This window comes from Campylobacter sp. IFREMER_LSEM_CL2101, from assembly GCF_025771825.1.
Taxonomy (GTDB): Bacteria; Campylobacterota; Campylobacteria; order Campylobacterales; family Campylobacteraceae; genus Campylobacter_D; species Campylobacter_D lari_C.
In genome coordinates this window covers 1-25,518 of sequence record NZ_JAKMQZ010000001.1, presented here as the reverse complement: position 1 = coordinate 25,518, position 25,518 = coordinate 1, and the positions used below count along the sequence as shown (strand labels likewise).

The 25,518-nt window shown below is 29.4% G+C and carries 30 protein-coding genes; 9 read left to right on the top strand and 21 right to left on the bottom strand.

Annotated elements, in window-relative coordinates; all coding sequences use genetic code 11:
- Positions 1 to 2: 2 nt before the first annotated feature.
- The 17 genes from L8V88_RS00150 to L8V88_RS00070 form a co-directional block, all read right to left on the bottom strand.
- On the bottom strand, positions 3 to 563 hold the full coding sequence (locus tag L8V88_RS00150; protein ID WP_039617360.1) for a MotA/TolQ/ExbB proton channel family protein: 561 nt from the start codon (positions 561 to 563) through the stop codon (positions 3 to 5).
- Entirely contained in the window at positions 563 to 955 is a 393-nt protein-coding gene (gene atpC, locus L8V88_RS00145) for an ATP synthase F1 subunit epsilon (RefSeq protein ID WP_039625212.1), read from the bottom strand. Before atpC ends, L8V88_RS00150 begins: the two co-directional genes overlap by 1 nt.
- 2 nt (positions 956 to 957) lie before the next feature.
- Complete coding sequence (atpD, locus tag L8V88_RS00140; protein WP_263677861.1) at positions 958 to 2,355, bottom strand: F0F1 ATP synthase subunit beta; 1,398 nt, start codon at positions 2,353 to 2,355, stop codon at positions 958 to 960.
- A 14-nt stretch (positions 2,356 to 2,369) separates the two neighbouring features.
- Positions 2,370 to 3,254 (bottom strand): ATP synthase F1 subunit gamma, encoded by an 885-nt coding sequence (atpG, locus tag L8V88_RS00135; RefSeq protein ID WP_263726307.1) that lies wholly within the window; start codon positions 3,252 to 3,254, stop codon positions 2,370 to 2,372.
- A gap of 9 nt (positions 3,255 to 3,263) precedes the next feature.
- Positions 3,264 to 4,769 carry a F0F1 ATP synthase subunit alpha gene (atpA, locus tag L8V88_RS00130; protein ID WP_039617356.1) on the bottom strand — a complete coding sequence of 502 codons (1,506 nt, stop codon included), beginning with the start codon at positions 4,767 to 4,769 and terminating at the stop codon, positions 3,264 to 3,266.
- Between the two features lie 9 nt (positions 4,770 to 4,778).
- Positions 4,779 to 5,300 (bottom strand): F0F1 ATP synthase subunit delta, encoded by a 522-nt coding sequence (locus tag L8V88_RS00125; protein WP_263726306.1) that lies wholly within the window; start codon positions 5,298 to 5,300, stop codon positions 4,779 to 4,781.
- Positions 5,300 to 5,812: a F0F1 ATP synthase subunit B gene (locus L8V88_RS00120; protein WP_263726305.1), complete on the bottom strand. Its 513-nt coding sequence runs from the start codon at positions 5,810 to 5,812 to the stop codon at positions 5,300 to 5,302. The genes L8V88_RS00125 and L8V88_RS00120 overlap by 1 nt, the downstream gene beginning before the upstream one ends.
- A 9-nt stretch (positions 5,813 to 5,821) precedes the next feature.
- A complete protein-coding gene (locus L8V88_RS00115) occupies positions 5,822 to 6,247 on the bottom strand; it encodes a FoF1 ATP synthase subunit B' (RefSeq protein WP_263726304.1) in 426 nt (141 codons plus the stop codon).
- 63 nt (positions 6,248 to 6,310) lie between these two features.
- Positions 6,311 to 7,162, bottom strand: a complete 852-nt coding sequence (locus L8V88_RS00110) for a ParB/RepB/Spo0J family partition protein (RefSeq protein WP_039627805.1) — start codon at positions 7,160 to 7,162, stop codon at positions 6,311 to 6,313.
- A gap of 3 nt (positions 7,163 to 7,165) precedes the next feature.
- Positions 7,166 to 7,948 carry a ParA family protein gene (locus tag L8V88_RS00105; RefSeq protein WP_012660935.1) on the bottom strand — a complete coding sequence of 261 codons (783 nt, stop codon included), beginning with the start codon at positions 7,946 to 7,948 and terminating at the stop codon, positions 7,166 to 7,168.
- A complete protein-coding gene (locus tag L8V88_RS00100; protein WP_263726303.1) occupies positions 7,945 to 8,580 on the bottom strand; it encodes a biotin--[acetyl-CoA-carboxylase] ligase in 636 nt (211 codons plus the stop codon). The genes L8V88_RS00105 and L8V88_RS00100 overlap by 4 nt, the downstream gene beginning before the upstream one ends.
- A complete protein-coding gene (gene fmt / locus L8V88_RS00095; RefSeq protein ID WP_263726302.1) occupies positions 8,561 to 9,472 on the bottom strand; it encodes a methionyl-tRNA formyltransferase in 912 nt (303 codons plus the stop codon). The genes L8V88_RS00100 and fmt overlap by 20 nt, the downstream gene beginning before the upstream one ends.
- On the bottom strand, positions 9,469 to 9,936 hold the full coding sequence (locus L8V88_RS00090) for a DUF6194 family protein (protein ID WP_263726301.1): 468 nt from the start codon (positions 9,934 to 9,936) through the stop codon (positions 9,469 to 9,471). The genes fmt and L8V88_RS00090 overlap by 4 nt, the downstream gene beginning before the upstream one ends.
- A complete protein-coding gene (gene obgE, locus L8V88_RS00085; RefSeq protein ID WP_263726300.1) occupies positions 9,936 to 10,979 on the bottom strand; it encodes a GTPase ObgE in 1,044 nt (347 codons plus the stop codon). The genes L8V88_RS00090 and obgE overlap by 1 nt, the downstream gene beginning before the upstream one ends.
- 95 nt (positions 10,980 to 11,074) lie before the next feature.
- Positions 11,075 to 11,329 carry a 50S ribosomal protein L27 gene (rpmA, locus tag L8V88_RS00080; protein ID WP_002862355.1) on the bottom strand — a complete coding sequence of 85 codons (255 nt, stop codon included), beginning with the start codon at positions 11,327 to 11,329 and terminating at the stop codon, positions 11,075 to 11,077.
- 10 nt (positions 11,330 to 11,339) lie between these two features.
- Complete coding sequence (gene rplU / locus L8V88_RS00075; protein ID WP_263726299.1) at positions 11,340 to 11,648, bottom strand: 50S ribosomal protein L21; 309 nt, start codon at positions 11,646 to 11,648, stop codon at positions 11,340 to 11,342.
- A gap of 151 nt (positions 11,649 to 11,799) precedes the next feature.
- Positions 11,800 to 12,834: a cytochrome c551 peroxidase gene (locus tag L8V88_RS00070; protein ID WP_039617315.1), complete on the bottom strand. Its 1,035-nt coding sequence runs from the start codon at positions 12,832 to 12,834 to the stop codon at positions 11,800 to 11,802.
- 199 nt (positions 12,835 to 13,033) lie between these two features.
- On the opposite strand from L8V88_RS00070, the gene plsY reads away from it, so the two are divergent.
- The 5 genes from plsY to L8V88_RS00045 all read left to right on the top strand — a co-directional run bounded on the left by plsY (position 13,034) and on the right by L8V88_RS00045 (position 16,557).
- A complete protein-coding gene (gene plsY, locus L8V88_RS00065; protein WP_263726298.1) occupies positions 13,034 to 13,645 on the top strand; it encodes a glycerol-3-phosphate 1-O-acyltransferase PlsY in 612 nt (203 codons plus the stop codon).
- Positions 13,630 to 13,947 carry a dihydroneopterin aldolase gene (locus L8V88_RS00060; RefSeq protein WP_047207913.1) on the top strand — a complete coding sequence of 106 codons (318 nt, stop codon included), beginning with the start codon at positions 13,630 to 13,632 and terminating at the stop codon, positions 13,945 to 13,947. The genes plsY and L8V88_RS00060 overlap by 16 nt, the downstream gene beginning before the upstream one ends.
- A 77-nt stretch (positions 13,948 to 14,024) precedes the next feature.
- Positions 14,025 to 14,699, top strand: coding sequence for a homeostatic response regulator transcription factor HsrA (hsrA, locus tag L8V88_RS00055; RefSeq protein ID WP_039617309.1), 675 nt, complete (start codon positions 14,025 to 14,027; stop codon positions 14,697 to 14,699).
- Between the two features lie 116 nt (positions 14,700 to 14,815).
- Positions 14,816 to 15,061, top strand: a complete 246-nt coding sequence (locus L8V88_RS00050; protein WP_012660922.1) for a YfhL family 4Fe-4S dicluster ferredoxin — start codon at positions 14,816 to 14,818, stop codon at positions 15,059 to 15,061.
- The gene (locus L8V88_RS00045; protein ID WP_263726297.1) at positions 15,061 to 16,557 is read left to right on the top strand and encodes a Ppx/GppA phosphatase family protein; all 1,497 of its coding nucleotides are present in this window, start codon (positions 15,061 to 15,063) and stop codon (positions 16,555 to 16,557) included. The genes L8V88_RS00050 and L8V88_RS00045 overlap by 1 nt, the downstream gene beginning before the upstream one ends.
- On the opposite strand, the gene L8V88_RS00040 is transcribed toward L8V88_RS00045, so the two are convergent.
- Genes L8V88_RS00040 through L8V88_RS00030 form a run of 3 tightly spaced genes read right to left on the bottom strand, consistent with a single transcriptional unit; the run spans position 16,554 to position 18,024 of the window.
- A complete protein-coding gene (locus L8V88_RS00040; RefSeq protein WP_263726296.1) occupies positions 16,554 to 17,312 on the bottom strand; it encodes a hypothetical protein in 759 nt (252 codons plus the stop codon). The genes L8V88_RS00045 and L8V88_RS00040 overlap by 4 nt on opposite strands.
- Positions 17,309 to 17,605, bottom strand: coding sequence for a flagellar motor switch protein FliN (fliN, locus tag L8V88_RS00035; RefSeq protein WP_039617302.1), 297 nt, complete (start codon positions 17,603 to 17,605; stop codon positions 17,309 to 17,311). Before fliN ends, L8V88_RS00040 begins: the two co-directional genes overlap by 4 nt.
- Positions 17,602 to 18,024, bottom strand: coding sequence for a hypothetical protein (locus tag L8V88_RS00030; RefSeq protein ID WP_087699344.1), 423 nt, complete (start codon positions 18,022 to 18,024; stop codon positions 17,602 to 17,604). The genes fliN and L8V88_RS00030 overlap by 4 nt, the downstream gene beginning before the upstream one ends.
- Before the next feature lie 117 nt (positions 18,025 to 18,141).
- Here L8V88_RS00030 and pseI point away from each other — a divergent pair, with 117 nt between their 5' ends.
- Genes pseI through L8V88_RS00010 form a run of 4 tightly spaced genes read left to right on the top strand, consistent with a single transcriptional unit; the run spans position 18,142 to position 24,870 of the window.
- Positions 18,142 to 19,176: a pseudaminic acid synthase gene (pseI, locus tag L8V88_RS00025; RefSeq protein WP_263726295.1), complete on the top strand. Its 1,035-nt coding sequence runs from the start codon at positions 18,142 to 18,144 to the stop codon at positions 19,174 to 19,176.
- Between the two features lie 2 nt (positions 19,177 to 19,178).
- Positions 19,179 to 21,092, top strand: a complete 1,914-nt coding sequence (locus L8V88_RS00020) for a motility associated factor glycosyltransferase family protein (protein ID WP_263726294.1) — start codon at positions 19,179 to 19,181, stop codon at positions 21,090 to 21,092.
- A 58-nt stretch (positions 21,093 to 21,150) separates the two neighbouring features.
- Positions 21,151 to 22,887 (top strand): motility associated factor glycosyltransferase family protein, encoded by a 1,737-nt coding sequence (locus tag L8V88_RS00015; protein ID WP_263726293.1) that lies wholly within the window; start codon positions 21,151 to 21,153, stop codon positions 22,885 to 22,887.
- Positions 22,888 to 22,947: 60 nt separating this feature from the next.
- Entirely contained in the window at positions 22,948 to 24,870 is a 1,923-nt protein-coding gene (locus tag L8V88_RS00010; protein WP_263726468.1) for a motility associated factor glycosyltransferase family protein, read from the top strand.
- Positions 24,871 to 24,899: 29 nt separating this feature from the next.
- Here L8V88_RS00010 and L8V88_RS00005 read toward each other — a convergent pair.
- Positions 24,900 to 25,518: flagellin (locus L8V88_RS00005; protein WP_263726292.1), on the bottom strand; the 619-nt coding region annotated here is incomplete at its 5' end.

Sequence of the window (25,518 nt, the reverse complement as noted above, 5' to 3'; positions counted from 1 at the left end):
AATTAAGCCTTTATAGAACTTACCAGCACCTTGATTTCACTATCTAAGATATTAATCAACTCATAAGCTTTGCGTTTGATAATCAAATGAAAGCTATATGCAGGGATTGCCACTAAAATCCCACAACCTGTAGCCACCAAAGCTTCACTAATTTTAGGAGCAATAATGCTTAAAGAATTTTGCATTTCTAAACCACCAAAGGTTTCAAGTATAGAAATCACTGTACCAAAAAGCCCTATAAAAGGGGAGGTTGAAGCTATGATACTAAGCCAAGTCAATCCTATTGTAGCTTTTTTTTCTACAGAATTTTTATAAATATTCATTTTAGTTTCATCAATTTCCACACATTTTTTTAAAATTGACGCACTTTGACTTAAATCTTTTTCCCCTCTCATTAAAGCTTCTAAAGCTTGGCTTTCATTTTGAGTCCATTTATTAATAAGCATTAATCTTGAAAATAAAATACTAAAACTAAGTATAAAATACACCGAAAGCCAAGCTAATACAATATAAGTGATTAAGCTTGTATTTTCAAAGAAATGAAAAATTGCTTGAAAATCCACTATTTTTGCCTTACATTATTATCCATCTTAGCAAAAGTAGAAGCCAAAGCAACGCTATCACTACTCATAGATTTAATCAAATCTTTTGCTTCTTCTAATCTTTTTGCTATTTCACTATCGCTATTTCCACCAACCCATACAGCACCTTTTGCTAAAACACTTACTTTAGTTTCAGATACCTTTGCATGACCTGAATCAATAGCAACTAATTCATGAGTTGAATCTGATTTTTCTATATCTATAATTCCTGCCTTTAAAGAAGAGATTAAAGATGCATGTCCTTTTAAAACACCAAATTCACCTTCACTTCCAGGAAGAACAATAGATTTTACATTATCATTGTAAATCATACCAAGAGGTGTTACCACCTCTATATGTATTAAATTATCCATTATTAAGCCTTAAGTTTTTCTGCTTTTTCAATAACTTCATCAATTCCACCTACCATATAGAAAGCATTTTCTGGTAAATGGTCGTATTTTCCTTCTAAAATACCTTTAAAGCCTGCTATCGTATCTTCTAAACTAATGTATTTACCAGGACTTCCTGTAAATACTTCTGCAACGAAGAATGGCTGAGATAGGAATTTTTCAATTTTTCTCGCTCTTTCAACGATCAATTTATCTTCTTCACTTAATTCATCCATACCTAAAATAGCAATAATATCTTGTAAATCTTTATATTTTTGAAGCACTGATTGTACGCCACGCGCTACTTTATAATGCTCTTCACCTATAATTTGCGGATCAAGCATTCTTGAAGTAGAATCAAGTGGATCAACAGCTGGATAAATACCTTTTTCAGCAATCGATCTATTTAAAACCGTAGTTGCATCTAAGTGTGCAAAAACTGTTGCTGGTGCAGGGTCTGTTAAGTCATCTGCTGGCACATAAACTGCTTGAACTGAAGTAATAGATCCTTTTTTGGTTGATGTAATTCTTTCTTGGAACTTACCCATTTCGCTAGCTAGGGTTGGCTGATAACCAACAGCTGAAGGAATTCTTCCTAAAAGCGCTGACATTTCTGAACCTGATTGAGAAAATCTAAAAATATTATCAATAAACATCAATACATCAAGTCCCATTTCATCTCTAAAATACTCAGCCATAGTAAGACCTGTTAATGCAATACGATTTCTTGCCCCTGGTGGTTCATTCATTTGACCATAGCACAGTGCAACTTTATCCAATACGTTACTTTCTTTCATTTCATTATAAAGGTCATTACCCTCACGTGTTCTTTCACCAACACCTGCAAAAACTGAATATCCACTATGTTTAAATGCAACATTGTGAATTAATTCCATAATAATAACGGTTTTACCAACACCGGCACCACCAAAAAGACCAACTTTGCCACCTTTAGCATAAGGAGCTAATAAATCAACCACCTTAATACCTGTTTCAAAAATTTCGCTTTTTGTGCTTTGCTCTTCAAATGGAGGAGGATCTCTGTGAATTGACCAATGTTTATCAAAATTAATCTCTTCACCCTCATCAATTAAATCACCCGTTACATTAAAAATTCTTCCAAGAACTTTTTCGCCCACTGGAACACTGATTGGGTTACCAGTTGCCTCTACGGTTAAACCTCTAACAAGACCATCTGTCATATCCATAGCAATAGTTCTTACTTTATTATCACCTAAATGTGCAGCTACTTCAAGAACTAGCTTACATTCTTTTCCTTCTAATTCATAATTAACAATAATAGCTTCATTAATTTGTGGAAGATATTCTTTAAATTCAACATCAACCACTGGTCCTAAAACTTGAGAAATAAAACCTTGCATCATCACTCCTAAATTTATTTCATTGACTCAACACCGCTGATAATCTCTATCAATTCGGTGGTAATAGATTCTTGTCTTGCTTTGTTATAAGCTAAGTTAAGCTGCTTAACTCTTGCTTTTGCATTATTGGTTGCATTATCCATAGCTTGCATTCTTGCACTATGTTCAGCCGCCAAAGAATCAACCAAAGAAAAATACATATTATATTCAAAATAAGTTTTTAATAAATCATTTAAGATTTCTTCATCTTCTGGCTCTAAGTCCATTAAAGACTGCGATTCTTGTTCTTCCTTACTTGCAATAGCTTGCACTGGCAATAATTCATTAATACGAATTTCTTGAGAAATCATATTTTTATAACCATTATGTATAATTACAACCTTATCAGTTACTTCATTTACAAAATCATCTACTGCACTTTGTATAATAGCACATGCTTTTTCATAGTCAGGACTAGAGCTTGTATCTAAATACTTTTCTAAAATTTCAATATTTTGAAAATTAAAATACTCTATACCTGTTTTACCAATAGCTCTTAATCTTACTTTGATTTTTTTTGCTTTACAATCTTCAAGCATTTCATTTACTGTTTTAATGGTTTTGATGTTAAAACCACCGCATAAACCTTTATCGGCAGTAATGAAAATAATATCCATTTTTTCAATATTGTCTTTTTTTCTAAAAAACGGAAGTTTATCATCAAGTCCTTCGTATTGATTAATCTTGAATGCAATTTCAGATAAAACTTCATCAATTTTTTGAGCAAAAACTTTTGACTTTTTAGCTGCCTCTTCTGCCTTTCTTAATTTGGCAGTAGAGACAAGCTTCATAGCATTAGTTGTCTTTTGTGTATTATGAACACTTTTTATTTTTCTTTTAATTTCTTTTAAATTAGACATTTAAAAACCTTATATATGGTTTGCTTTAAACTCACTCAATGCTTTAGCTAATTTTTCTTCTAAATCTTTATCTAAAGCTTTCTTAGTTCTAATTTGCTCAAAAATTTCTGGATATTTAGCTTCAATAAATGGATATAAAGCTGCTTCAAATTCTCCAATTTTCGAAACTGCTATATCATCTAAATATCCTTTAGTTCCTGCATAAATCATCACTACTTGATTTTCAGCTGAAAGCGGAGAATATGGTGGTTGTTTTAGAACTTCAACCATTCTTTGTCCGCGTTCAAGTTGCTTTCTACTTGCTTCATCCAAATCACTTGCAAATTGCGCAAAAGCTTGCAACTCTCTATATTGAGCTAAATCAAGTCTTAATGTACCTGAAACTTGTTTTGTTGCTTTAATTTGCGCAGCACCACCAACACGAGATACAGATAGACCAACATTAATCGCAGGACGAATACCTGAGTTAAATAAATCTGTTTCCAAGAAAATTTGCCCATCAGTAATTGAAATAACATTAGTTGGAATATAAGCTGAAACATCGCCCGCTTGAGTTTCGATAATAGGTAGTGCAGTCAAACTTCCTGCGCCAAGCTCATCGCTTAACTTACTTGCTCTTTCAAGCAATCTTGAATGTAAATAAAATACATCCCCTGGATAAGCTTCACGACCCGGAGGACGACGTAAAATCAAAGACATCTCACGATATGCAACAGCATGCTTACTTAAATCATCATAAACAATCAATGCATGTCTTGAATTATCTCTAAAATACTCACCCATAGTTACACCTGTATATGGAGCAAGGTATTGCAATGCAGCAGGATCAGAAGCACCTGCATTTACTACTATACTATAATCCATTGCACCGTATTCTTCAAGTTTTTTAACTACTTGAGCTACTGTACTTTGTTTTTGACCAATTGCAACATAAATACAAATAACATCTTTACCTTTTTGACTAATGATAGTATCGATTGCTACAGTTGTTTTACCTGTTTGTCTATCACCGATAATTAACTCTCTTTGTCCTCTACCAATTGGAACTAAAGCATCAATTGCTTTAATGCCTGTGTGTAGTGGCTCATGAACGCTTTTTCTAGCCATAATACCTTTTGCTTTTTCTTCCACAAAGCGATATTCACTTGCCTCAATCACGCCTTTAGCATCAATTGGCTCACCCAAAGCATTTACAACACGTCCTATCAACGCATCGCCCACCGGAACTTTTAGAAGTTTTTTTAGTCTTTTTACAGAACTTCCTTCTTTAAGACCAAGACCTTTTCCTAAGATAACAATACCAACGCTTGATTCTTCAAGGTTAAGCACCATTCCTTTTTCGCCATTTTCAAATTCAACCATCTCTCCAGCCATGGCATTCTTAAGACCATAAACCTTAGCAACACCATCAGCAACTGAAATAATTTTACCTGTTTCTTCTATTTCAAGATTAAAGTCAAATTTTTCAATTCTTTCTTTTATAATAGAACTAATTTCATCTGCTTTAAATTTCATCAAATCTCCTTAAATTGCTTTTAATATATATTCATTCATTTTAGCTTTTAAGCTTTGCATTGAAAATGAAATTTCATAACCAAGACCATCTAAGCTAATCTTCACACTGTCATTATCACTTATTTTACTATCTAATCTAATGTTTGCATTAAACTTAGTACTAAGTTTTTCTTCTAAATTTTTAATTTCTTCTGCACTTAATTGTTCTTTTGAATAAACTTGCCCTAAGAATGTATTTTCCTTTAATGCTTTTTGCTCACTCAATTCTTTAGTAATTTCTGGGATCAACATTTCCCTTTTATTATCTACGATTAAATTTATAAAATTTTTAAAAGCATCACTTGGATTATCTAATAAAGAAAGTATAAACTCTAGTTTTTTTCCTTGTTTTATCTCATAAGAATTTAAAACATCTATAAATTTATTAGATGCAAAAGCTGAACTTAACTCTAATAAATTAGAATAAAAATCTTCAAAATCATTTCTTTCTAATATCGCCTTTGCATAAGTTTTTGCAATCACACTTTCCATCAAGACACCTTTTTCATCATGATATTTAGAATTTCTTTTTGCTGAAGTTGTAAATTTTGATCTTCAAAAATCTCTTCTAAAACCGCTTGCACAACTTCTTTTTCCATTCTTCTTATTTCGTATTCTTTATGTTCTTCATAAGTTTTTTCTAAAGCCTTAATTTCCATTTTTGTTTCAGCTTCTATTTTATCTGTGATAATTTCTGCCTCTTTTTTTGCAAGAGCAACCGCATTAACAGCTTCTTGTTTAGCTAAGTCTAGTTTTTTCATCATTTCTAATTTATGATTTTTACTCGCGATAAGCTTTTCTTGAATTTCATTCATTCTAGAAGCAATTTTTGCAATTCTTCCGTTGTAAAAATTTTTCAAAGGAGTTGCAATAAAATAATATAAAATAGCAGCAAATAAAACAAAATTAACCGCTCTTGGAATAATATCGTATTCACCACTTCCATTACCTGCTGCAAAAGCATAAAAAGGAAGTACCGACAATAATGTAATTTTTTTTAACATTTATCTTCCTTAAATTTTACTCAAGCTATCTTTAAAGCTTTGTTTAAATTCTGGCATTTTTGAACGCATTTCTTCTTTTAACTCTTTTTCTTTTTCTCTTAGGCTTTTAAGAAAAACAAGCATTTGATCTTCTAATTCTCTTTTTCTTGTTGATAATTCTTTTTCTTGTTTTAATTTAGCTTCTTCTATTGCTTTTGACTTAATTTGATTAATTTCATCTCTTGTTTGGATATGAATTTTTTCTAATTCACTTTCTACATTTGAAACATCATCAGAATTTTTTTTCATTTTTTCTTCATCATTTTTTATAGTTAAATCCCTAGAATCCATAAATTTAATCAAAGGTTTATAGAGCATAGAATTTAAAATCGCTATCATAAGCAAAAAAATGACACCAGTGGCTATCATGATGGAAAAGTGTACATCATTAAACATTAATACTCCTAAATAAATCTAAATAAAACGCGAAATTATAGCAAAACATACCTAAAAACATATTTAATTTAATGTCTTTAGAAATTCCCTAACCTCATCTTCATTTTCAAAATTTATAGTAATTTTTAAATCTTTTGCATTTACTTTTAAGCCTAAAGATTCGATTTTTTCTTTTAAATTTATTATAGATTGATATTGTTTATTTGAAATTGTGTTTTTTTCTAATTGATTTGTATTTTTAAAATTTTTAATTAATTTTTCAGTATCTCTTACATTAAGTTTTTGTCCTATGATAGTATCAACTATCATTTTTTCTTCTTCTTTTTCAAGCCCCACTAAAACCTTTGCATGACCTTGTGAAATTTTACCTTCTATAATGAAATTTTGAGTTTGCTCATTTAAATTTAAAAGTCTTAAGGTATTAGCAATTTGAGGTCTTGATTTATGGATAAGATCTGCTAATTTTTCTTGAGTAATATCATGAATTTCTAGTAATTCTTTATAAGAATGTGCTAATTCTATAGGGTTTAAATTTTCTCTTTGAATATTTTCTATTAAGGCAAGCTCACGTAATTTTATATCATCTACATTTAAAACTACAGCTTTAATCTGTTCTTTTTCTAAAAGCTTACATGCTCTAAATCTTCTCTCACCTGCTATTAAAATATAATCAAATTCATCTTTTTTAAAGACCACAACAGGTTGAATCAAACCATATTCTTTAATAGAACCTGCAAGTTCTTCTAAGGCTTGGGTGTCAAAATTTTTTCTTGGCTGATAAGGATTTGGGCTAATTAAATCTATATCAATTTCTTCTATTCTGCCTTCATTAGAGCCTAATTCTTTTTCATAAACCTCATCAATATCAGCCAAAATACTACTTAAACCTCTTCCTAATGCACTTTTTTTTGCCATTTTTTATCCTAATATAGAATGTGCTAAATTTTGATATGCCACCGAACCTGGAGATTTTATATCATAAAGTATAATAGGTTTTCCATAACTTGGACTTTCAGCAAGTTTTACATTTCTTGGTATGATGATAAAATCATCTTCATTATCACCTGTTCTAAATAGCTTTTGCTTGAAATTTTGCTTTAAATCCTCCACAGTATCTTTTGAAAGATTATTTTGTGAGCTATACATAGTCGGTAAAAAACCTTTTATTTTTAACTTTGGATTGATAGTTTTTTTCACAAATTTAATAGTGTTTAAAACCATCGCAACACCCTCAAGTGCATAAAACTCACATTGTATAGGGATAATAACGCTATCACTTGCTGCAAAAGCATTTACTGTAATGCTTCCAAGTGCAGGAGGTGAGTCAATGATAATAAAATCATAATCTTTAGCAATTTCTTTGATTTTTTCCCTTAAAATCGTTCTATATTCTCCGCTTTCTTTTACTACTTCTTGCTCAATTCCAACCAAAGAAATATTTGATGGAGCTAAGTATAATTGTGGAAGCTCAGTTTTTAAAATAATCTCAGAAAGTTTTTTCCTACCTATAAAAACATGGTAAATATTATATTCATAATTACTTCTATTAAAACCAAGTCCTGTTGTAGCATTAGCTTGTGGATCAATATCTATCAAAAGAACCTTTTTTTCAGCTACCGCCAAAGAAGCCGCTAGATTAATAGCGGTAGTAGTTTTACCCACTCCGCCTTTTTGATTTGCAATAGTTATTATCTCACTCATCTTAAACTATATATCCTTTTATTATCTAACAATATAGAACCATCTTTATACAACAAAGCATCTTTTAAAGATAAAATCTTACCTTCATTATGTATAAAAAAATTTCTTGATTTTTCAAATTCTAGCATATACTTGCTAAAAATATTCTTCCATAAATTTTTCTCATCTACATAAGAAAAATACTCATTTAAAAGTTTTGCTATATCTACTTCTATGTCTAAAATTTCAGCATTAAATGGGGCATATTTAAGATTAATCCCCATTCCTACAACCAAAAAATCATTGATTTTAGAACTCATCAGGCCACCTATTTTTTTATCTTCTATATAAAAATCATTAGGCCATTTAATCCATACTTTTGAATTTTGTCTTTGCAATACTTCTTTCATTAAAAACGCAAAGTATATACTAGCAGAAGCCAAAGGAAGATCTTGTGCTAATTCTTGAGTTTTTATGCAAAAAGATACATGTAAATTTCCTTGCTTGCTTTGCCAAGTATTATCTCTACTACCTATACCAGCACTTTGAATAAAAGCACAAATGGCTGTATTGCTAGTAATTTCTCCACTGCGAATTTTATCACTTAAATAAACTTGAGTTGATTCAAGTTCATCAAAATAAACTATCTCCAAGTTTTAACCTTTTTCCATTTAAATAAGTCTTAGCATCTAAAGCTTTTTTTCCACTTTCTTGTAAAGTTTTAATCCTCAAAACACCTTTTTTACATGAAAGCAAAAAGCTTTCCTTTTCTACTTGTAAAATCACACCTGATTTTTGAGTTTTTTCACTATCAATTAGCTCTATGTCTAAAAATTTCATACCATTTTCTAAAAAAATTCCAGGCCAAGGTGTAAAAGCTAGAAATTTTTGATAAATTTCACTTGCATTATCTAAAGCAATCAAGCCATCTTCTTTTTTAATTTTTTTACAATGTGTAACTAAATTTTCATCTTGCTTTTTTGGGATAATTTTTTCAAAATTCAAAAGTGTAGAAATAGTAAGCTTAGCAGCTAAATTTGAAAGCATGGTAAAAACTTCAACTGAATTTTTACCTGCGATATCACATTCTATGTTTTCTAAAATAGCACCACTATCAAGCCCTTCTTCCATAAGCATAGTGCAAACCCCGCTTATTTTATCCCCATTTAAAATAGCGCTTTGTATAGGTGAAGCACCACGATATTTAGGAAGCAAGGAAGCGTGCAAATTGACGCAAGGAGCAATATCTAAAATTTCTTTTGGTAAAATCTTCCCATAAGCAGCAACAACTATAAAATCAGGTTTTAAACTTTTTATTTCATTGATTATATTTTCATCTTTTAAGCTTTTTGGAGTGAAAATTTCTATATTTAAATTATTTTCTAAAACAAATTTTTTAGTATCACTTGAAGTTAAAATTTGTTTTCTTCCCACAGGTTTATCAGGCTGGGTAAATAAAGCTTGGACATTAAACCCTTTATCAACAAGCTCTTTTAAAATACATGTTGCATAAGAGGGAGTTCCCATAAAAATGATATTTTTCATAATGCCACTATCCTTTTTTGATAAGTTTTTATAGCTTTTTGATATGAAAGCTCAAGATAATCTTTAAAAATTTCAAAATTTTTTCTTGAAGGATTGTTAATACAAATATATCCCATATAAGCATAAATTGGATGAGGCATGATAAGATCAAGCATAGAAAAATCATAATTTAAACCAACAACCTCACCCTTTAAAGCTTTTTTAGGTTTTTGACCAAAAAGATTTTGGTAATCTTGATCACAAAGAGAGCAACTTAGACGAAATACACCTTCTCTATTTAAATTCGAAGCTTTATCATTTATACCATCATTTTCTTTAATAGTGCAAAAATAAACTCCGTTTTTTAAAACCCTATCGGGATTATAAAAAAAGCTATGCTCTTTATAGGTAAATTTATATACCAAGCCTTTAAAATTAGATTTGATATATTCTTGGATAAAATCTATAGTTAAATTTTCACTCATCAAAGATTATTTTGACTTCTAATTTTTTTAACTTCTTCTAAAAGCATAAATTTAAGCTCTTTAAGTCCAGTTTTTTCAAGGCTTGATACTTTAACAAAAAAGCTTTGTGGATTATTTTGACTTTGCAAATAAGCTTTTAATTCATTATAATCATCTTCTATTTTTTGTGCAAATTCCTCACCTAAATTTACACTGTCACTTTTTGAAAGCATTAAGCCAAAATTTCTTGCATAAAGTTTGCTTGAAAATTTTTCTAATTCTTTTCTTAAAATGCAAAATTGCTCTTTTAAACTCATATCTCTTAATGGATCAAGCACAAAAAGCAAAAAAGAAGTCCTTTCTATGTGTCTTAAAAACTCAAGTCCCAAACCCCTGCCATCGCTTGCACCTTCTATAATACCTGGGATATCTGCCATCACAAAAGAATTATAATCATCTACTTCAACCATACCAAGTTTTGGAGTTAAAGTAGTAAATTCATAATTAGCTATTTCAGGTCTTGCATTAGATACTACGCTTATAAGAGTGGATTTTCCTACATTTGGAAAGCCCACAAGTCCAACATCTGCTATGAGTTTTAATTCTAAGCGCACACTTAAGGTTTTTCCTGCCACGCCTGGTTGGGCATAATCTGGGCGTTGATTAGTAGAGTTTTTAAAATGAGTATTACCAAGACCACCTTTACCGCCTTTTAAAAATAATTCTTTTTGGCCTTCTACTAGCATATCAAGCAAAACTTCCCCACTTTGTGCGTCAATTACTTGAGTGCCTTGAGGGACAATCAACTCTAAACTCTCCCCTCTTTTGCCATTTTTGTTGCGGCCTAAGCCTGGCTGGCCATTTTGTGCTTTAAGCTCTTTTTTGCCTTTAAAGTGTGCTAGAGTATGGGTGTTATTATCACATATAAAATACACATCACCACCATTTCCACCATCACCACCATCAGGTCCACCAAGTGGAACATGTTTTTCACGGCGAAAACTTACAGCACCTTTACCACCATTACCCGAACTTAAAACTAATTTTACATTATCTATAAACATACAATCACCAAAGTATAAATTTTTAAAATGATATTATATTTTTTTTAATATATTAAGATTAAAAAGAAGAAAAAGGCTACAAAGTAGCCTTGAAATTATGCAGGATAAACAGAAACTTTTTTTCTATTTTTATCTTTTCTTTCAAATTTTACAAAACCATCAATTAAAGCAAAAATTGTATGATCTTTTCCCATGCCTACGTTATTACCTGCATGAGTTGCTGTTCCTCTTTGGCGAATAATAATGTTACCAGCGCGAACAAATTCTCCACCAAATTTTTTAACACCTAGACGACGACCTATAGAATCACGATTATTCTGAGTTGAACCTTGACCTTTCTTGTGTGCCATTCTTTACTCCTTAAGCTTTAATATCTACTACTCTAACGCGAGTAAATTGTCTTCTAAAACCGCGTTTTAATTTTGAGTCTTTTCTACGTCTTTTTTTATAAATCACAACTTTTTTGTCTTTTCCATGAGCAATCACTTCTAAAACAACTTTTGCACCCGCAACAAACGGCGCACCTACCTTTAATTCTTTATCGCATACAGCAAGAACTTCACTTAATTCTACGCTTGATTTTGCTTCAGCTTCAAAACGATCTAGTTTAAGCTCATCACCTTGGCTTACTCTGTATTGTTTTCCACTGTGTTTTATAATAGCATACATACAGCTATCCTTTCTTAAAATATTTTGGTAGCACCATAAAGCATTATGTATAAAACATAAATTTAAAAAGCTTTAGTGGTTAAAAGTGGTAATTATATCTTGATTTTATATAAAGTAAGCTTAAGACGCAAAAAGCGTCTTAAGATTTAAATTAAAGCTCTGGCTTTGGAGTTTTTTCAGTTGCTTTTGGAAGTTGAGGATAAGTAATGCTTGGTTTTTTACCTGTTAAAGCATGTAAGAAAGTTTCTATAGAAGCTGCTTCTTTGTCAGAAATTTCTATACCAAGTTGCACACTACCCATTTCTTTGATTGCTTCTTGTAAAGACCAAATAGCACCATTGTGGAAATACGGAGCTGTTTCAGCGATATTTCTTAAGGTTGGAGTTTTAACTAAACCATTTGCATCGCCTTTAAAATCTCCTACATTTGCAAATTTATATTTAGCTGCTACTTGGAAAGCCTGCATACTACCACCTAAATTTACTCCTGTATGACAAGCTGTACAGCCTTTATCGATGAAAGTTTTCAAGCCTTCTTTTTCTTTTTTACTTAATGCTTTTGTATCACCTTCTAAGAATTTGTCAAATTTAGATGGAGTTAAAAGTGTTCTTTCGAATGTAGCAATAGCATCTGCGATATTGTCAAAAGTCACTCCACTACTTCCATAAACTTTTTTAAATTCTTTTACATATTCTGGCATAGAAGAAATTTTTTCAACAGCTAGTTTTGCTGGGGTTGCCATTTCAGGTTCTGCTTCGATTGGCCCTTTTGCTTGATCTGCTAAAGTACCTGCTCTACCATCCCAAAATTGAGTTGAATTTAAAACAGAGTTATAAACTGTTGGTGAATTTAAATGATGAGGATTAGCTGTCCATTTGTGTCCTACAGCAGCTGCTATACCATCAGCACCACCCATACCTAAGTTGTGACAGGTATTACAAGAAATCAAACCACTTTTAGAAAGTCTTGGTTCAAAATACAATTTTTTACCAAGATTAGCTTTTTCTTTAGAGAATTTGCTAGCCTTAACTCCCATTTCTTTTAATAGTTTTTCAACACCTGCTTGATCCTTTGGCAAAGGTGCTAAACCTGCAGCTTTTGCTTCATCTAGCAAAGCTCTATCATTAGCAAAAGCAGTTGATGCAACTAATAATGATGATGCAACTAATAATGAAATTTTTTTCATTATCCACTCCTAAATAAGATAAAATAAAGCCTATTTAAAATAAACTTATTGAAAATATATCTATAATTTTCTTTAAACAAAATAAAAAATTTCTATTTAACAATAAAAATTATTATAGGATAAATTATCTCTTAAATATTTATTTCAGGGTTTTTTGCTATCATTTTATAAAGTTTTATAAAATCAGGATAAAAAGTAAATGGAAAATTTAATAATCTATCTTTTAGCTTATCTTATAGGTGCTATACCATTTGGACTTTTACTAGCTCAAATTTTTGCCAAAACAAATATCAAAAATGCAGGTAGTAAAAGCATAGGTGCTACCAATGTTTTAAGAGTAGTAAAAGAAAGCAATCCTAAGCTTGCCAAAACACTTGCTATTGCGACTATTATTTTAGATGCGTTTAAAGGGATTATACCTATATTAGTTGCAAAAATTTTAGGCTATGATGAAAATATCTTATGGACTATGGCGGTTTTAGCGGTATTTGGCCATTGTTTTTCTCCTTATTTAAAATTTGAAGGTGGCAAAGGAGTAGCTACTGGAGCTGGAGTTTTAGCAGTATTTTTACCTTTTGAAATTATATCTGCGGTTTTGGCTTGGTTTATCATAGGTAAGGTATTTAAAATTTCAAGTTTAGCTTCACTTGGAGCCTTGACTGTTTTAATCATAACTTCTTTTATATTTCATTATGATATGCCTGTGATTAATACCCATGCACCGATATTTATTATCGCTTTTATAGTTATTTATAAACATATACCAAATATTTTAAGATTAATCGGAAAACAAGAATGCAAAGTCATATAAAAGTTAGCTTAGAATTTAAATGCATTATAGGACTTTTGGATTTTGAAAGAATTCAAGAGCAAAAAGTCTTAATAGAACTAGAAGCTAAAAGTAAAAAATTTTTAGATTATGCAAAATTATGCGCTAGAATAGAAAAAATCTATAAAAAGAAAAAATTTAAAACCATAGAAAAATCTTTAAAATATATATGCAAAGATATCAAAAAGCACCATAAAAAACTTCAATTTATACATATTACTTGTTATAAACCTGATATTATTAAAAATGCACGTGTTGGAGCTAGTTTAAGCAAAAAATATTAAAAATTTTTTAAAGAATTTTGAATATTTGCTTAATTTGTGTTATACTTTTGCACTAAAACTATCTTCAAAGGAATAAAATGCGTATTTTAGTTGTAGAAGATGAAGCATCACTTAACAAAACCTTATCAAACACCTTGAACGAATTTGGTTACCAAAGTGATACTTCAGAAAATTTTAAAGACGCTGAGTATTTTATAGGTATTAGACACTATGATTTAGTATTATCAAATTGGACTATAGGCAATAACGACGCAAGTGATTTGATCAATGCTATCAAACAAAAATCTCCAAGAACTGCTATAGTTACAATATGCTCAAAAGCAGATAAAGAAAATGAAATTAAAGCTTTAAAAGCTGGAGCAGATGATTACATAAAAAAACCTTTGGATTTTGAAATTTTAATGGCAAGAATTGAAGCTAGACTTAGATTTGGTGGAACTAATGTGATTAAAATTGATGATTTAGTGATTGATCCTGATGAAGAAAAAATCACTTATCAAGGAAAAGATATAGAGTTAAAAGGAAAGCCTTTTGAGGTTTTAACTCACCTTGCTAGACATTCTGATCAAATCGTATCAAAAGAACAACTTTTAGATGCTATTTGGGAAGAACCTGAACTTGTAACTCCAAATGTTATAGAAGTTGCAATCAATCAAATAAGACAAAAAATGGATAAACCACTTAATATCTCTACTATAGAAACTGTACGTCGCAGAGGATATCGCTTTTGTTTTCCTAAAAAAACTAACTAAAAATTTTTAGAATGATTCAATCATTCTAAAAATTAAATTTAATTTTTCTTTCATTTAAATTAGCTATAAGTTTTTATATAGTATAAGTTTGCTTTATTACTCATAAAAGGAAAAGTATGTCACTTTTAATCACTAGAGAATGTATATCCTGTGATGCATGCAGGGAAGAATGTCCAGATGAGGCTATTTATGATAATGATCCAATCTATGTTATAGATCCTGATCTATGCACTGAATGCGTGAATGAATTTTCAGAGCCAGCCTGTATAGTAGCCTGTCCGGTAGATTGTATCATACCTGATCCTGACAATGTAGAAAGCATTGATGAGCTTCGCTTGAAACATAAAAATAAAGATATTTAATGGCTAAAAAAACAGCAGTAATTGACCTTGGTTCTAATTCCGTTCGCATGGTGGTTTTTGAAAGAACCTCAAGATATGGTTTTTTCATTTGTAGCGAACACAAAAAGAAAGTAAGACTTGGAGAAAATGCCTACAACAATAACAAAATCCTCCAAGAAGAAGCTATGCTTAAGGCTGAGAAAGCTTTGGCTTACTTTAAAGAAAAAGCTTTAAAAGAAAAATGTAGAAAAATTATTGCTGTTGGAACTTCTGCATTAAGAGATGCACCGAATGCAAAAGACTTTATTACTAGAATAGCAAAAAATGTAGGTTTAAACATAAAGTGTATTAATGGGAAAACCGAATCATTTTTAGGTGGTCTTGCTGCGCTAAATTTGTTATCAAATATTCAAAATGCCACCACTATAGATATAGGTGGAGGATCAACTGAGCTTTGTTTGATTAAAGAAGGTAAAATTATAGATTGTATTTCACTTGATCTAGGAACCGTAAGATTAAAAGAAATCTTTTATGACACCAAAAGATTAAATGTCCTAGATCAGTTTATACAAGAAGCACTAATGCAAGTACCAAAACGCTTTCAAAATGACAATATTATTGCCATAGGAGGGAGTTTAAGAGCACTGTCAAATTCTATAATGAAAAAAAACTCTTATCCATTAAAAATGATTCACAATTTTAGCTATAGTTTTGAGAAAGAAAAAAACCACATAGAAAAAATTCAAAATGCTAAAAATTTAGTTGATTTTAATATCAAAAAAGATCGCTTTGATACTATAAAAGAAGGTTGTGTAATCTTTTTAGCCTTAGCAAAAAATCTAAAAGCTAAAAACATCATCACCTCAGCAGTGGGCGTAAGAGAGGGTGTGTTTTTATCCAATCTTTTTCAAAAATACACCAAGATAAAAAATGACACCACTGATTTTTCAAAATTTAACGCTAAATTTCCACCTAATTTTAATCCAAGTTTAAAATCTTTACAAGATCGTTTTAATATAGATTATAGCGATAAAAGTGCGTATTTTGCAAATAAATTATTTGATACACTTTTGCCTATTCATAAAGTTGATATTAACTTTAAAAAAGATCTTTTAAATGCTGCCAAATTAGCTCACATAGGCGAAAGGATTAATTTTTATTTTGCTAATGAGCATAGTGCTTATATGGCTTTAAATGGTTTACATTTTGGCTTTTCACACAAAGAAATTTTACTTATCTCTACCCTTTTAAAGGCCAATGGTAAAAAAATCAATCCATTTGCCATTGAACATATCAAAGAACTATTGCCAAACAATCATATATTAACTTGGCTTAATTTCATTCTTGCATTAGCAAAAAAATTAGCAAAAGATACTGATATAAATCTTGATTTTATGCTAAAAAACCACACTTTATATATTTACTCAGATAAAAAGCAAATTTATTTTTCAAAAGAAGAGATTAAAAAGATTTCAAAGCCAAAGCTTATCATTTTAGCTTTTAATCAAAAAAATTAATTATTTTGCTTTAAAAGTAAATTTTGCAATCTTTGTTTATTTTCTTCAAAGTAAGAGTCAAAATCTTTTTCTTTTGGTTTTTGGGGTGTTTTATTTTGCTCTTCGTTTTTTGTCAAAGCTTCACTCGTTTCTAATACCACATTAGAATTTCCTATAATCATAGTATAGCGTTTTAAGTCATACTCAAAAACTACAAGTTGATTATGTCTATCAAGCGGTCTTTGAAAAATCAAAGTAAAATTTCTATCTAAAGGATGTTTTTGCCTTAAATACATTTTTAAAAACCAAAGTCCAATAAGCAAAAGTATCAAAACACTTACAACTAAAATATAATTTGTAAAATCATACTCTTGCATTTTTATCTCCTCATTTTTTTCATTTAAGCTTTTTTTGGTAGTTAAATTTGTACCCTCTTTTTGTGCACGTAGTCTTAAACCATACTCGCCAATTGCATCTGCATTAATTTGTATCTTATCGCCAGTACTTAAAGCTATGAAAGTTTTTTTACCTTCTGAAAAGATTTTTATTTTTTTAATAATATTAGAATTTAATGTCTTATCTTCTTCTTTAACACTTTGAGCATTTAAAGTAAAAATGATAATATTATCTTTTCTCTTTTGGCTAATACCTTCTTTATAAGGAACATCAAATGAAAAAGTAATATCCACCCTATCTTCTCTTGGATAGATATTATAATCAAGAATTTTTGCCCCAAAAAGAGGCAAAGCAAGTAGTAAAATCCAAATAAATTTCATTGCAATTCTTTTTTAAAATACTGCAACACTGATTTTGAATCTAAAATCTCATTAATTCTTATGGCAAGGTTTTTTTCATACACCATTACCTCACCTTTGCCAAAAATTCTTTTATTTAAGTAAAGCTCCACACTCTCACCTGCTGGCTTTTCAAGATCTATCACAGAACCAACTTCTAATTTTAAAAGATCTCTCACACTCATATTAGTTGTGCCAAGCTCACTAACAAAATCAACACTAATATCTAAAATATCTTCATAAGATTGCAATAATCCTAAATGATCTTCTATCATAATTTTTTATAACCTATTCTAAAACGAGCATTTTTCATCTCATAGGTAAATTTTTCTTTGAGCTTGATTTTTGAAAATCCATCAATACGCCCTAAATACTCAGGAACCCCTAAACGGTATTCATCTTTTCCATTGGTATCATTAAGTAATTTTTTAGCATAACCTATGATTTGATTAGCTACTTCTTTTACTAGATCTGCCAAACCATCTTCTTTTAATTCTTCATGCAATAAAAACAACGCAATTTCATTTAAAGCTTTTTTTTGAAAAAATAAATAAAAGCTATATTCCTCATCTTTAAAATATAAAGGTATAGAAGCTCCATAAAGCTCACCTCTGATTACACTTGTTGGTGCAATTTTAAGTTTTAAAATGTGTTCACAAAAATGATAAATCGAATATTCAAGTGTTTTAGTCATAGCTTTTTCCTTAGATAACTTAATTAAATTTATTTTACTAAATAAACCTTTAATCATAATTAATAATTAAAATATAAAATATAGTAAATTTTTATTTAAATTAAAAAAAGGTTTTTAATGTTTATAGAAAATTTCAATTTAAATGAAAAAGTTTTCATCATTGCCGAGCTTTCAGCCAACCACGCAAACAGCCTTGAAGTGGCTTTAAAAACCATACAAGCAGCTAAAAAAGCAGGAGCTGATGCCATAAAAATTCAAACCTACACCCCAGATAGCTTAACACTAAATTCAAACAAAAAAGACTTTATCATCGAAGGTGGTTTGTGGCATGGACGCAAACTATACGAATTATACGAAGAAGCTAAAACGCCTTATGAGTGGCATGAGAAACTTTTTGAATGCGCCAAAAACGAAGGACTAATCTGCTTTTCTAGTCCTTTCTCCAAAGAGGATGTGAATTTTTTAAGACAATTTAATCCACCAGCTTATAAAATCGCTTCTTTTGAAGTAAATGATTATGATTTTGTGCGTTATGTGGCAAAAGAAAATAAACCTACTTTGATTTCTACGGGCATAGCTTATGAAGAAGAACTTGAAATGGTTGTTAAAATTTTCCAAGAAGAAAACAATTCGAATTTGATTTTGCTTAAATGCACTTCGGCTTATCCTTCACAAATTTGTGATTTAAATCTAAATGCCATTAAAACTTTACAAGAAAAATTTAAAACCATAGTAGGCTTAAGCGATCATAGTGAAGGCTTTTTAGCACCTACTTTAGCAGTAGCTCTTGGCGCAAGAGTGATAGAAAAGCATTTTATATTAGATAAAACTTTAAATAGTGCTGATGCTAAATTTAGTCTTGATTTTGACGAGTTTAAGCAAATGTGTTCTATGGTGCGTTTAAGCGAGCAAGCGCTAGGTAAAGCTAGCCTAACAATAGATGAAAAAACCTTAAAAAATCGCCATTTTGCAAGAAGCTTATACGCTAGTAAAGACATTAAAAAAGGTGAAATTTTTACACAAGAAAATGTAAAAAGCGTAAGACCAAGTCTAGGTTTACATCCTAAATTTTTACCTATCATACTTGGTAAAAAAGCAAGTTGTGATATAGAATTTGGGCAAGCGTTAAAAAAAGAAGATTTTTTGGAGTGATTATGCAAAAAAATATTTTTAATAAAAATTTAGAAGCTCTAGCTGATAAAAATTTAAAAGAGAAATTAGCAAATTTTAAGCGAAATAATTTTGAAACAAAACAAGGATCTGATCCTTTAGATGTTAATTTTATTCACCAAAAAGAAAGATATGTGTTATATAACAATACACTTAGTGAATTAAATGAGAAATTAGACTTATATAATGACAAATATTTATTATACCCAGTGCTATATTTTTTTGGTTTTGGTAACGGAATTTTATATAAAGTGCTTTTACAGAACAAAAATAGACAAAAAATCGTAGTTTTTGAAAAAGAAATAGAATTTATTTATCTGAGTTTTCATTTTTTAGATTTTAGCGAAGAATTAAAAGACTTCCGGCTAATTATTTTAGATGTAAACAATATAAATTATACACATTTTCAAATTTTATGCAATAGCTCACCGTTTTTTAATTTCTTAAGAACTTATTTTTTAGATATCCATTGTGATTATTATGAAAAATTTCACAATGATATTTTAAAAACAAACGAAACTATGCAAACTTATATAAAAAATTCTATTTTAAAATTTGGAAATTCTTCAAAAGATGCTTTAAAAGGTATAGAAAATTTTATTTACAACCTACCTGATCTTTTTTTAAATTATTCCTTTAAAGAATTATTATCAAAACGAAAAAGTACTTATCAAAATGCTATTATAGTTTCAACAGGCCCTTCTTTAATCAAACAACTTCCTCTGCTTAAAAAATATACAAACAAAGCAACTATTTTTTGTGCTGATAGTGCTTATCCTATACTAGCAAAACATGATATAAAACCTGATTATGTTTTATCTTTGGAAAGAATAGAAAAAACAAGTGAATTTTTTAATAACAATTTTGGTGATTTTGATAAAAATATTTTATTTATCTTAACCGAAATTGTATATAAAAATACTCCCAAATATCTAAAAGAAAACAATAGAGAGTTCATCTTTATACAAAAAATAGGGGATTTCAGCAAGCTTTTTCATTTAAAAGATTTGGGTAGTTTAATAAATACTCCAAGCGTAGCAAATATGGCTTATTTCATAGCATCTTGTTTGAAACATAAAAACATCATTTTAATAGGACAAGATTTAGCTTATTCTGATGATGGATTTTCACATCCTCAAGATTATCATTATAAGGCAGACTGCGAAAGTCATTATGATCGTATTCAAACCCTAGGCTATGGTGGACAAAACATGGTTAAAACACACGAAATATGGATGGTATTTAAGCATTATCTAGAAGAAGCTATTGCTAAAAATAATAAACAAAATATCCAAACCTATAATGCCACAGAAGGCGGGGCAAGGATAGAAGGAACCATAGAAAAACCTTTTAAAGAGCTTTGCGAAACTTTATTTGAAAACACTACACCAAAATCATTTATACAACTTGACAAAATCGCCCAGAGTAAAAAAAACGAACTCATGCTTAAATCGTTTTATAAAACACAACAAGCCATTAAACTTTGTGAATTTTTACACAAAGAAAATTTATACATACTCAATCGTATTTATTTTTTAATGGGCGATGAAAAAAATTTTATTGATTTAATACAAGAAATAGAAAATCACAAAGCAAAACTTACTAGAGTAAGTGTTTTAAAAGAATTAACTAGCGCCATTAGTATTCAGTTTGAACTCAATTTAGCAAGAATTCAAGTACTTAATCCTAAAACACAAGAAGATAGTTTTAACAAAATGCTTCTTTGGATAAAAGAATGCTTAGCTTTTATTGAAATTATTAATGAGCATATTGTTGCATTAAAAGTAACTTTAGAAACAAATATATTAAATTTAGAAAATTTTCTAATTGAAAATAATTTTAAAAAATATATTCAAAAAATAAAAGCAGCAAAATTACAAAACCACTATTTGATATAAGCATATTCAACATTGTTATAATGTAATTTTGTTATAATTAAAATAAAAACGGATACCTATGAACAAAGAATTATTTTTAAAAAACACCCAAGCTCTTTTTGAAGTTGATCAAATATTAGCTTACGAATTAAGAAAGATAACCAATACTCAAAGATTTCAGCTTATAGAAAACAAAATTTTTGATACACAAAATCAAGTTTTTTTAGATGATAATCATTCTTTTGATTATGAAAAATTTGAATTATATCCAGTGTTGTTTTTTTATGGTTTTGGCGATGGAAAATTTTTTATAGAGCTTTTAAAAAATCAACACTTAAAACATATCATAGTTTTTGAAGAAGAATTAGAAATTTTATACTTAGCTTTTCATATGATTGATTTTACTACACTTCTTAGAAAAGAAAAACTTATTTTATTTTTTACACCAAATGTCAACACCGCTCAACTTAAAGTTTTATTTGATTATCCACAAATTAAATATACATTAAAAATTTTCAATTTTCATTTTTATAATGAATTTTACACCAATTTTTACATGCCAAATGCACAAAATGTGATGCAAATTTTATTAAATTTAGTTAAGACTTTAATGCTTACTCGTGGCAATGACCCAAAAGATGCCTTAATAGGAATAAAACATAATATTATAAACTTAGAAAAAATAATCACTCATGTACCTTTTAAGAATTTAATAAAAGATAGAAAAACAAAAGCAAAAAATGCCATTATAGTTTCAACAGGCCCTTCCTTGATGAAACAACTTCCACTTTTAAAAAAATACCAAGAAAATGCTGTAATTTTTAGTGCCGATAGCTCTTATGTTATCTTAGCTAAAGAAGGAATCAAGCCTGATTATGTTTTTTCACTAGAAAGAGAAGAAATGACTAGTGAATTTTTTAATAATGATTTTGGTGACTTTGATAAAGGTATTTTATTTATCATTGCTTCTTTAACTCATCCTAAAACCATAGAATATTTAGAAAAAAACAATAGAAATTATATGCTTGTTTTAAGGCCTTTGTTTTTTGAAAGCAAACTTGGCTTAAATGAATACGGCTTTTTAGGAAATGGCATGAGTGTGGCTAATATGGCTTATGAGTTAGCTGGTGCTTTAAGATTTGAAAATATTATTTTAATAGGACAAGATTTAGCTTATAGCGATGATGGTAAATCACATCCAAAAGAACATTTATATGGCGATCAAGGAGATGAAGAAATTGTTTATAAAACAATCTGCGCTTATGGAGGCAATGGAGAGGTAAAAACTCAACTTACATGGTATTTATTTTTAAAAAGTTTTGAAAAAGACATAGCTCTAGCTAGAGATATATTAAAAATCAAAACTTACAATGCCACAGAAGGTGGAGCGAGGATAGAAGGAACCATTGAAAAGCCTTTTAAAGAAATTTGTGAAGAGTTTTTAAAAGAAAAAATTGAAAAAAATATCATTCTAACAAAAGCAAAAAATCCACAAAAAAAATTAAAACAATGTAAAGAAAAACTCAACAAACAAATAAAACAAAGTGAAATTTTTATCAATGAATGTAAAAAAGCTATCAAAGAAAAAAATTTAGAAAAATTAGAAAAATTGAGATTAAAACTGTCAAAAAGTGATTTTTTCTCAGATATTTTACAAGCTAGATTTTTTCAAAATGAATGCGAAGTTTTAAAATATAAGGTTGAAAAAGAAAAAAATGTGGAGTTATTTTTAATGCAACAAATTGATTTTTTTGAAGAAATCATCTTGTATTTAGAAAAACACAATGAAACAATAAAAGAAAATCTCAAAAGCTAAATAAGCGCATAGTTGTTATAAATAATAATTTTTAATGTTTTAGTGTTAAATAAAATTTTTATAAAAAATGACGATTTTATTTCGATAAATAATAAGGATACACCAATGAAAACAGAAATTTTTAAAAAAAATATTAAAGCTTTAAAACATACCGAATACCAAACCTTAAAAAGAAAACTAAGTAGATTAAAAGAAGCAAAAGACTATATTTATGTTTTTGATAAAGATCCTTTAAATTGTAATATATGCTATAAGAATTTAAAAAATATCTATAAAGATCCTTTGAAAGAACTTCAGGAAAAACTTGAGTATTTTAACAAAAACTATGCGCGTTATCCTTATTTATTTTTTTATGGTTTAGGAAATGGAATTTTTTATAAAAGTTTACTTGCTAATAAAGAACATAAAAAAATTATAGTTTATGAAAAAGATCTAGAACTTATATTTTTGATATTTAATATGATAGATTTTTCCAAAGAATTATCAGAAAATAGATTTGTTTTAATTCATATCAAAGAAATGAACTATACAAAAGCTGACACTATATGCTCTTTTTTAAATCTTTTTTTAAAAACTTATGATTTACATATTCACTCTTCTTTTTATGAGGATCAAAAGAAAGAAATTAAATATATTAGTGATTTAAATTATAAAGTTATAAAAAATATCGCTCTAAGAAGAGGAAATGACCCAATTGATGCTATGCAAGGTATTGAGCAATTTGTATTAAATTTACCCAAAATGCTTACCCATCCAAGTTTTACAGAATTAAAGAAAAAAAGAACCAATAAAAGTCAAAATGCTATTTTAGTAGCCACCGGACCTTCTTTAAAAAAACAACTTCCTTTACTTAAAAAATACGCAAACAAAGCTACTATATTTTGTGCTGATAGTGCTTATCCTATATTAGCAAAAGCAGGTATAAAACCTGATTATGTTTGTATGCTTGAAAGAGATGATTTTGTATCAAAATGTTTTGATAATGATTTTGGTGATTTTGATAAGGATATTACTTTTATATTAGTATCTTTGGTATATAAAGACAGTATAAATTTTTTAGAAAAAAACAATAGAAAATATATTTTAGTTTCAAGATCTTTACCATTTGCTTATTCCGTAGGCTTACATAATTTTGGCTATATAAGCGGAGGTATGAGTGTAGCACATTTAAATTATGAATTAGCGCTCTTACTCGGACATAAAAATATCATTTTAATAGGCCAAGATTTAGCGTATGGTAATGATGGGAAATCCCATAGTGAAGGATTTTTGTATAGTGATTATCATGAGGGAGAATTTGAAAGAGATAAGGATAAATTTAAAATTTTAGCTTATGGTGGAAAAGGATATGTTCAAAGCTCAGAAATTTGGGTTTTATTTAAACAAGTTTTTGAAAGCTTAATACACAAGCAAACAAAAGCAAAAATTTATAATGCCACAGAGGGTGGAGCTAGAATAGAAGGAACTATAGAAAAACCTTTTAAAGAACTGTGCAAAACTCTTTTAAAAGAAGAACTAAAAAAACCTTTTCCAAAACTACACAAACTAAAACGCAAAGAAAGCGAAGAGCTTATGTTGCGAGCTTACAAGCAAATCAAGCAAAATATAAAAGCAAGTAGTATTTTCTTAAAAGAATGCAAAAAACTCCATAAAGACTTAAACAATAAAAGCAAAATACGCTATACCCTGCATGAGCTAAATGCAAAAATAGATGAACTCAAAGAAAAGCTAGAAAGCGATAAATACATTTTCTTAAGAGAAGTCATTACTCCTTCTTTATTTCACCTAGAAAGTACTTTTTCAAAAATTTATGTCCATGCAATGCACAATGAAAGTGACAAACAAAACAAATTAGTTGCTTGGATTGAATCGCATAAAACTTGGATAGAAGATATCACTGAACTTATATTAGTTCAAGAAAAAGCTTTAAAAATAGCCATCATGCCTTTGCAAGATATTTTAGAAAAAAGAAAATTAATATAAGGTAAGGAAAATTTTCCTTACCTTTGGATTTATTGTAAAAGTTTTAGAACATTTTGCTGTACAGCATTAGCCTGACTCATAGCATAAGAACCACTTTGAGCTAAGATGTTGTATTTAGAAAAATTCGCACTTTCTGCTGCAAAGTCTACATCTCTAATGGTTGATTCAGCTGATTTAATATTTACTTGAGTTACACTGATATTATTAAGTGTAGCTGTGATTTGATTTTGCACAGCACCGATATCTGCTCTAATAGCATCTAAATTTGCTGTTGCAGTTTCTACTACATCCATTACAGCCATTGCGCCTTTAAGCGTAGTAACACCCGGTGTTTGATCTTTTCCGGCTATTGACGTGTCTAAATTAGCAAATTGACTTGCTCCATCTCCAGCTGCACTAAAACCAAAAGCGATTGAAAATGCCGTTACAAAGGCTAATGCGTCGGTAGAATTATACACTTTAGACATTTCTTTACCACTACCCACAGAATATCCTGTACCAGCACTCATGCCACTACCATCTGATTCCATATAAGTAGAAACAGCTGAGAAGGTAACTATCATTCTACCGCCACCTTTGTAAGCGTTAAAGCCCATAGCATCAGCTACATTAGTATCTATCCTTCCTTTTGATTCTCTTAGTGATACA

Coding starts and splice junctions, on each gene's coding strand:
- atpC (WP_039625212.1), bottom strand. CDS start 955: ATGGATAATTTAATACATATAGAGGTGGTAACACCTCTTGGTATGATT.
- atpD (WP_263677861.1), bottom strand. CDS start 2,355: ATGCAAGGTTTTATTTCTCAAGTTTTAGGACCAGTGGTTGATGTTGAA.
- atpG (WP_263726307.1), bottom strand. CDS start 3,254: ATGTCTAATTTAAAAGAAATTAAAAGAAAAATAAAAAGTGTTCATAAT.
- atpA (WP_039617356.1), bottom strand. CDS start 4,769: ATGAAATTTAAAGCAGATGAAATTAGTTCTATTATAAAAGAAAGAATT.
- L8V88_RS00125 (WP_263726306.1), bottom strand. CDS start 5,300: ATGGAAAGTGTGATTGCAAAAACTTATGCAAAGGCGATATTAGAAAGA.
- L8V88_RS00120 (WP_263726305.1), bottom strand. CDS start 5,812: ATGTTAAAAAAAATTACATTATTGTCGGTACTTCCTTTTTATGCTTTT.
- L8V88_RS00115 (WP_263726304.1), bottom strand. CDS start 6,247: ATGTTTAATGATGTACACTTTTCCATCATGATAGCCACTGGTGTCATT.
- L8V88_RS00110 (WP_039627805.1), bottom strand. CDS start 7,162: ATGGCAAAAAAAAGTGCATTAGGAAGAGGTTTAAGTAGTATTTTGGCT.
- L8V88_RS00105 (WP_012660935.1), bottom strand. CDS start 7,948: ATGAGTGAGATAATAACTATTGCAAATCAAAAAGGCGGAGTGGGTAAA.
- fmt (WP_263726302.1), bottom strand. CDS start 9,472: ATGAAAAATATCATTTTTATGGGAACTCCCTCTTATGCAACATGTATT.
- L8V88_RS00090 (WP_263726301.1), bottom strand. CDS start 9,936: ATGAGTGAAAATTTAACTATAGATTTTATCCAAGAATATATCAAATCT.
- obgE (WP_263726300.1), bottom strand. CDS start 10,979: ATGTTTATAGATAATGTAAAATTAGTTTTAAGTTCGGGTAATGGTGGT.
- rpmA (WP_002862355.1), bottom strand. CDS start 11,329: ATGGCACACAAGAAAGGTCAAGGTTCAACTCAGAATAATCGTGATTCT.
- rplU (WP_263726299.1), bottom strand. CDS start 11,648: ATGTATGCTATTATAAAACACAGTGGAAAACAATACAGAGTAAGCCAA.
- L8V88_RS00070 (WP_039617315.1), bottom strand. CDS start 12,834: ATGAAAAAAATTTCATTATTAGTTGCATCATCATTATTAGTTGCATCA.
- plsY (WP_263726298.1), top strand. CDS start 13,034: ATGGAAAATTTAATAATCTATCTTTTAGCTTATCTTATAGGTGCTATA.
- L8V88_RS00060 (WP_047207913.1), top strand. CDS start 13,630: ATGCAAAGTCATATAAAAGTTAGCTTAGAATTTAAATGCATTATAGGA.
- hsrA (WP_039617309.1), top strand. CDS start 14,025: ATGCGTATTTTAGTTGTAGAAGATGAAGCATCACTTAACAAAACCTTA.
- L8V88_RS00050 (WP_012660922.1), top strand. CDS start 14,816: ATGTCACTTTTAATCACTAGAGAATGTATATCCTGTGATGCATGCAGG.
- L8V88_RS00045 (WP_263726297.1), top strand. CDS start 15,061: ATGGCTAAAAAAACAGCAGTAATTGACCTTGGTTCTAATTCCGTTCGC.
- L8V88_RS00040 (WP_263726296.1), bottom strand. CDS start 17,312: ATGAAATTTATTTGGATTTTACTACTTGCTTTGCCTCTTTTTGGGGCA.
- fliN (WP_039617302.1), bottom strand. CDS start 17,605: ATGATAGAAGATCATTTAGGATTATTGCAATCTTATGAAGATATTTTA.
- L8V88_RS00030 (WP_087699344.1), bottom strand. CDS start 18,024: ATGACTAAAACACTTGAATATTCGATTTATCATTTTTGTGAACACATT.
- pseI (WP_263726295.1), top strand. CDS start 18,142: ATGTTTATAGAAAATTTCAATTTAAATGAAAAAGTTTTCATCATTGCC.
- L8V88_RS00020 (WP_263726294.1), top strand. CDS start 19,179: ATGCAAAAAAATATTTTTAATAAAAATTTAGAAGCTCTAGCTGATAAA.
- L8V88_RS00015 (WP_263726293.1), top strand. CDS start 21,151: ATGAACAAAGAATTATTTTTAAAAAACACCCAAGCTCTTTTTGAAGTT.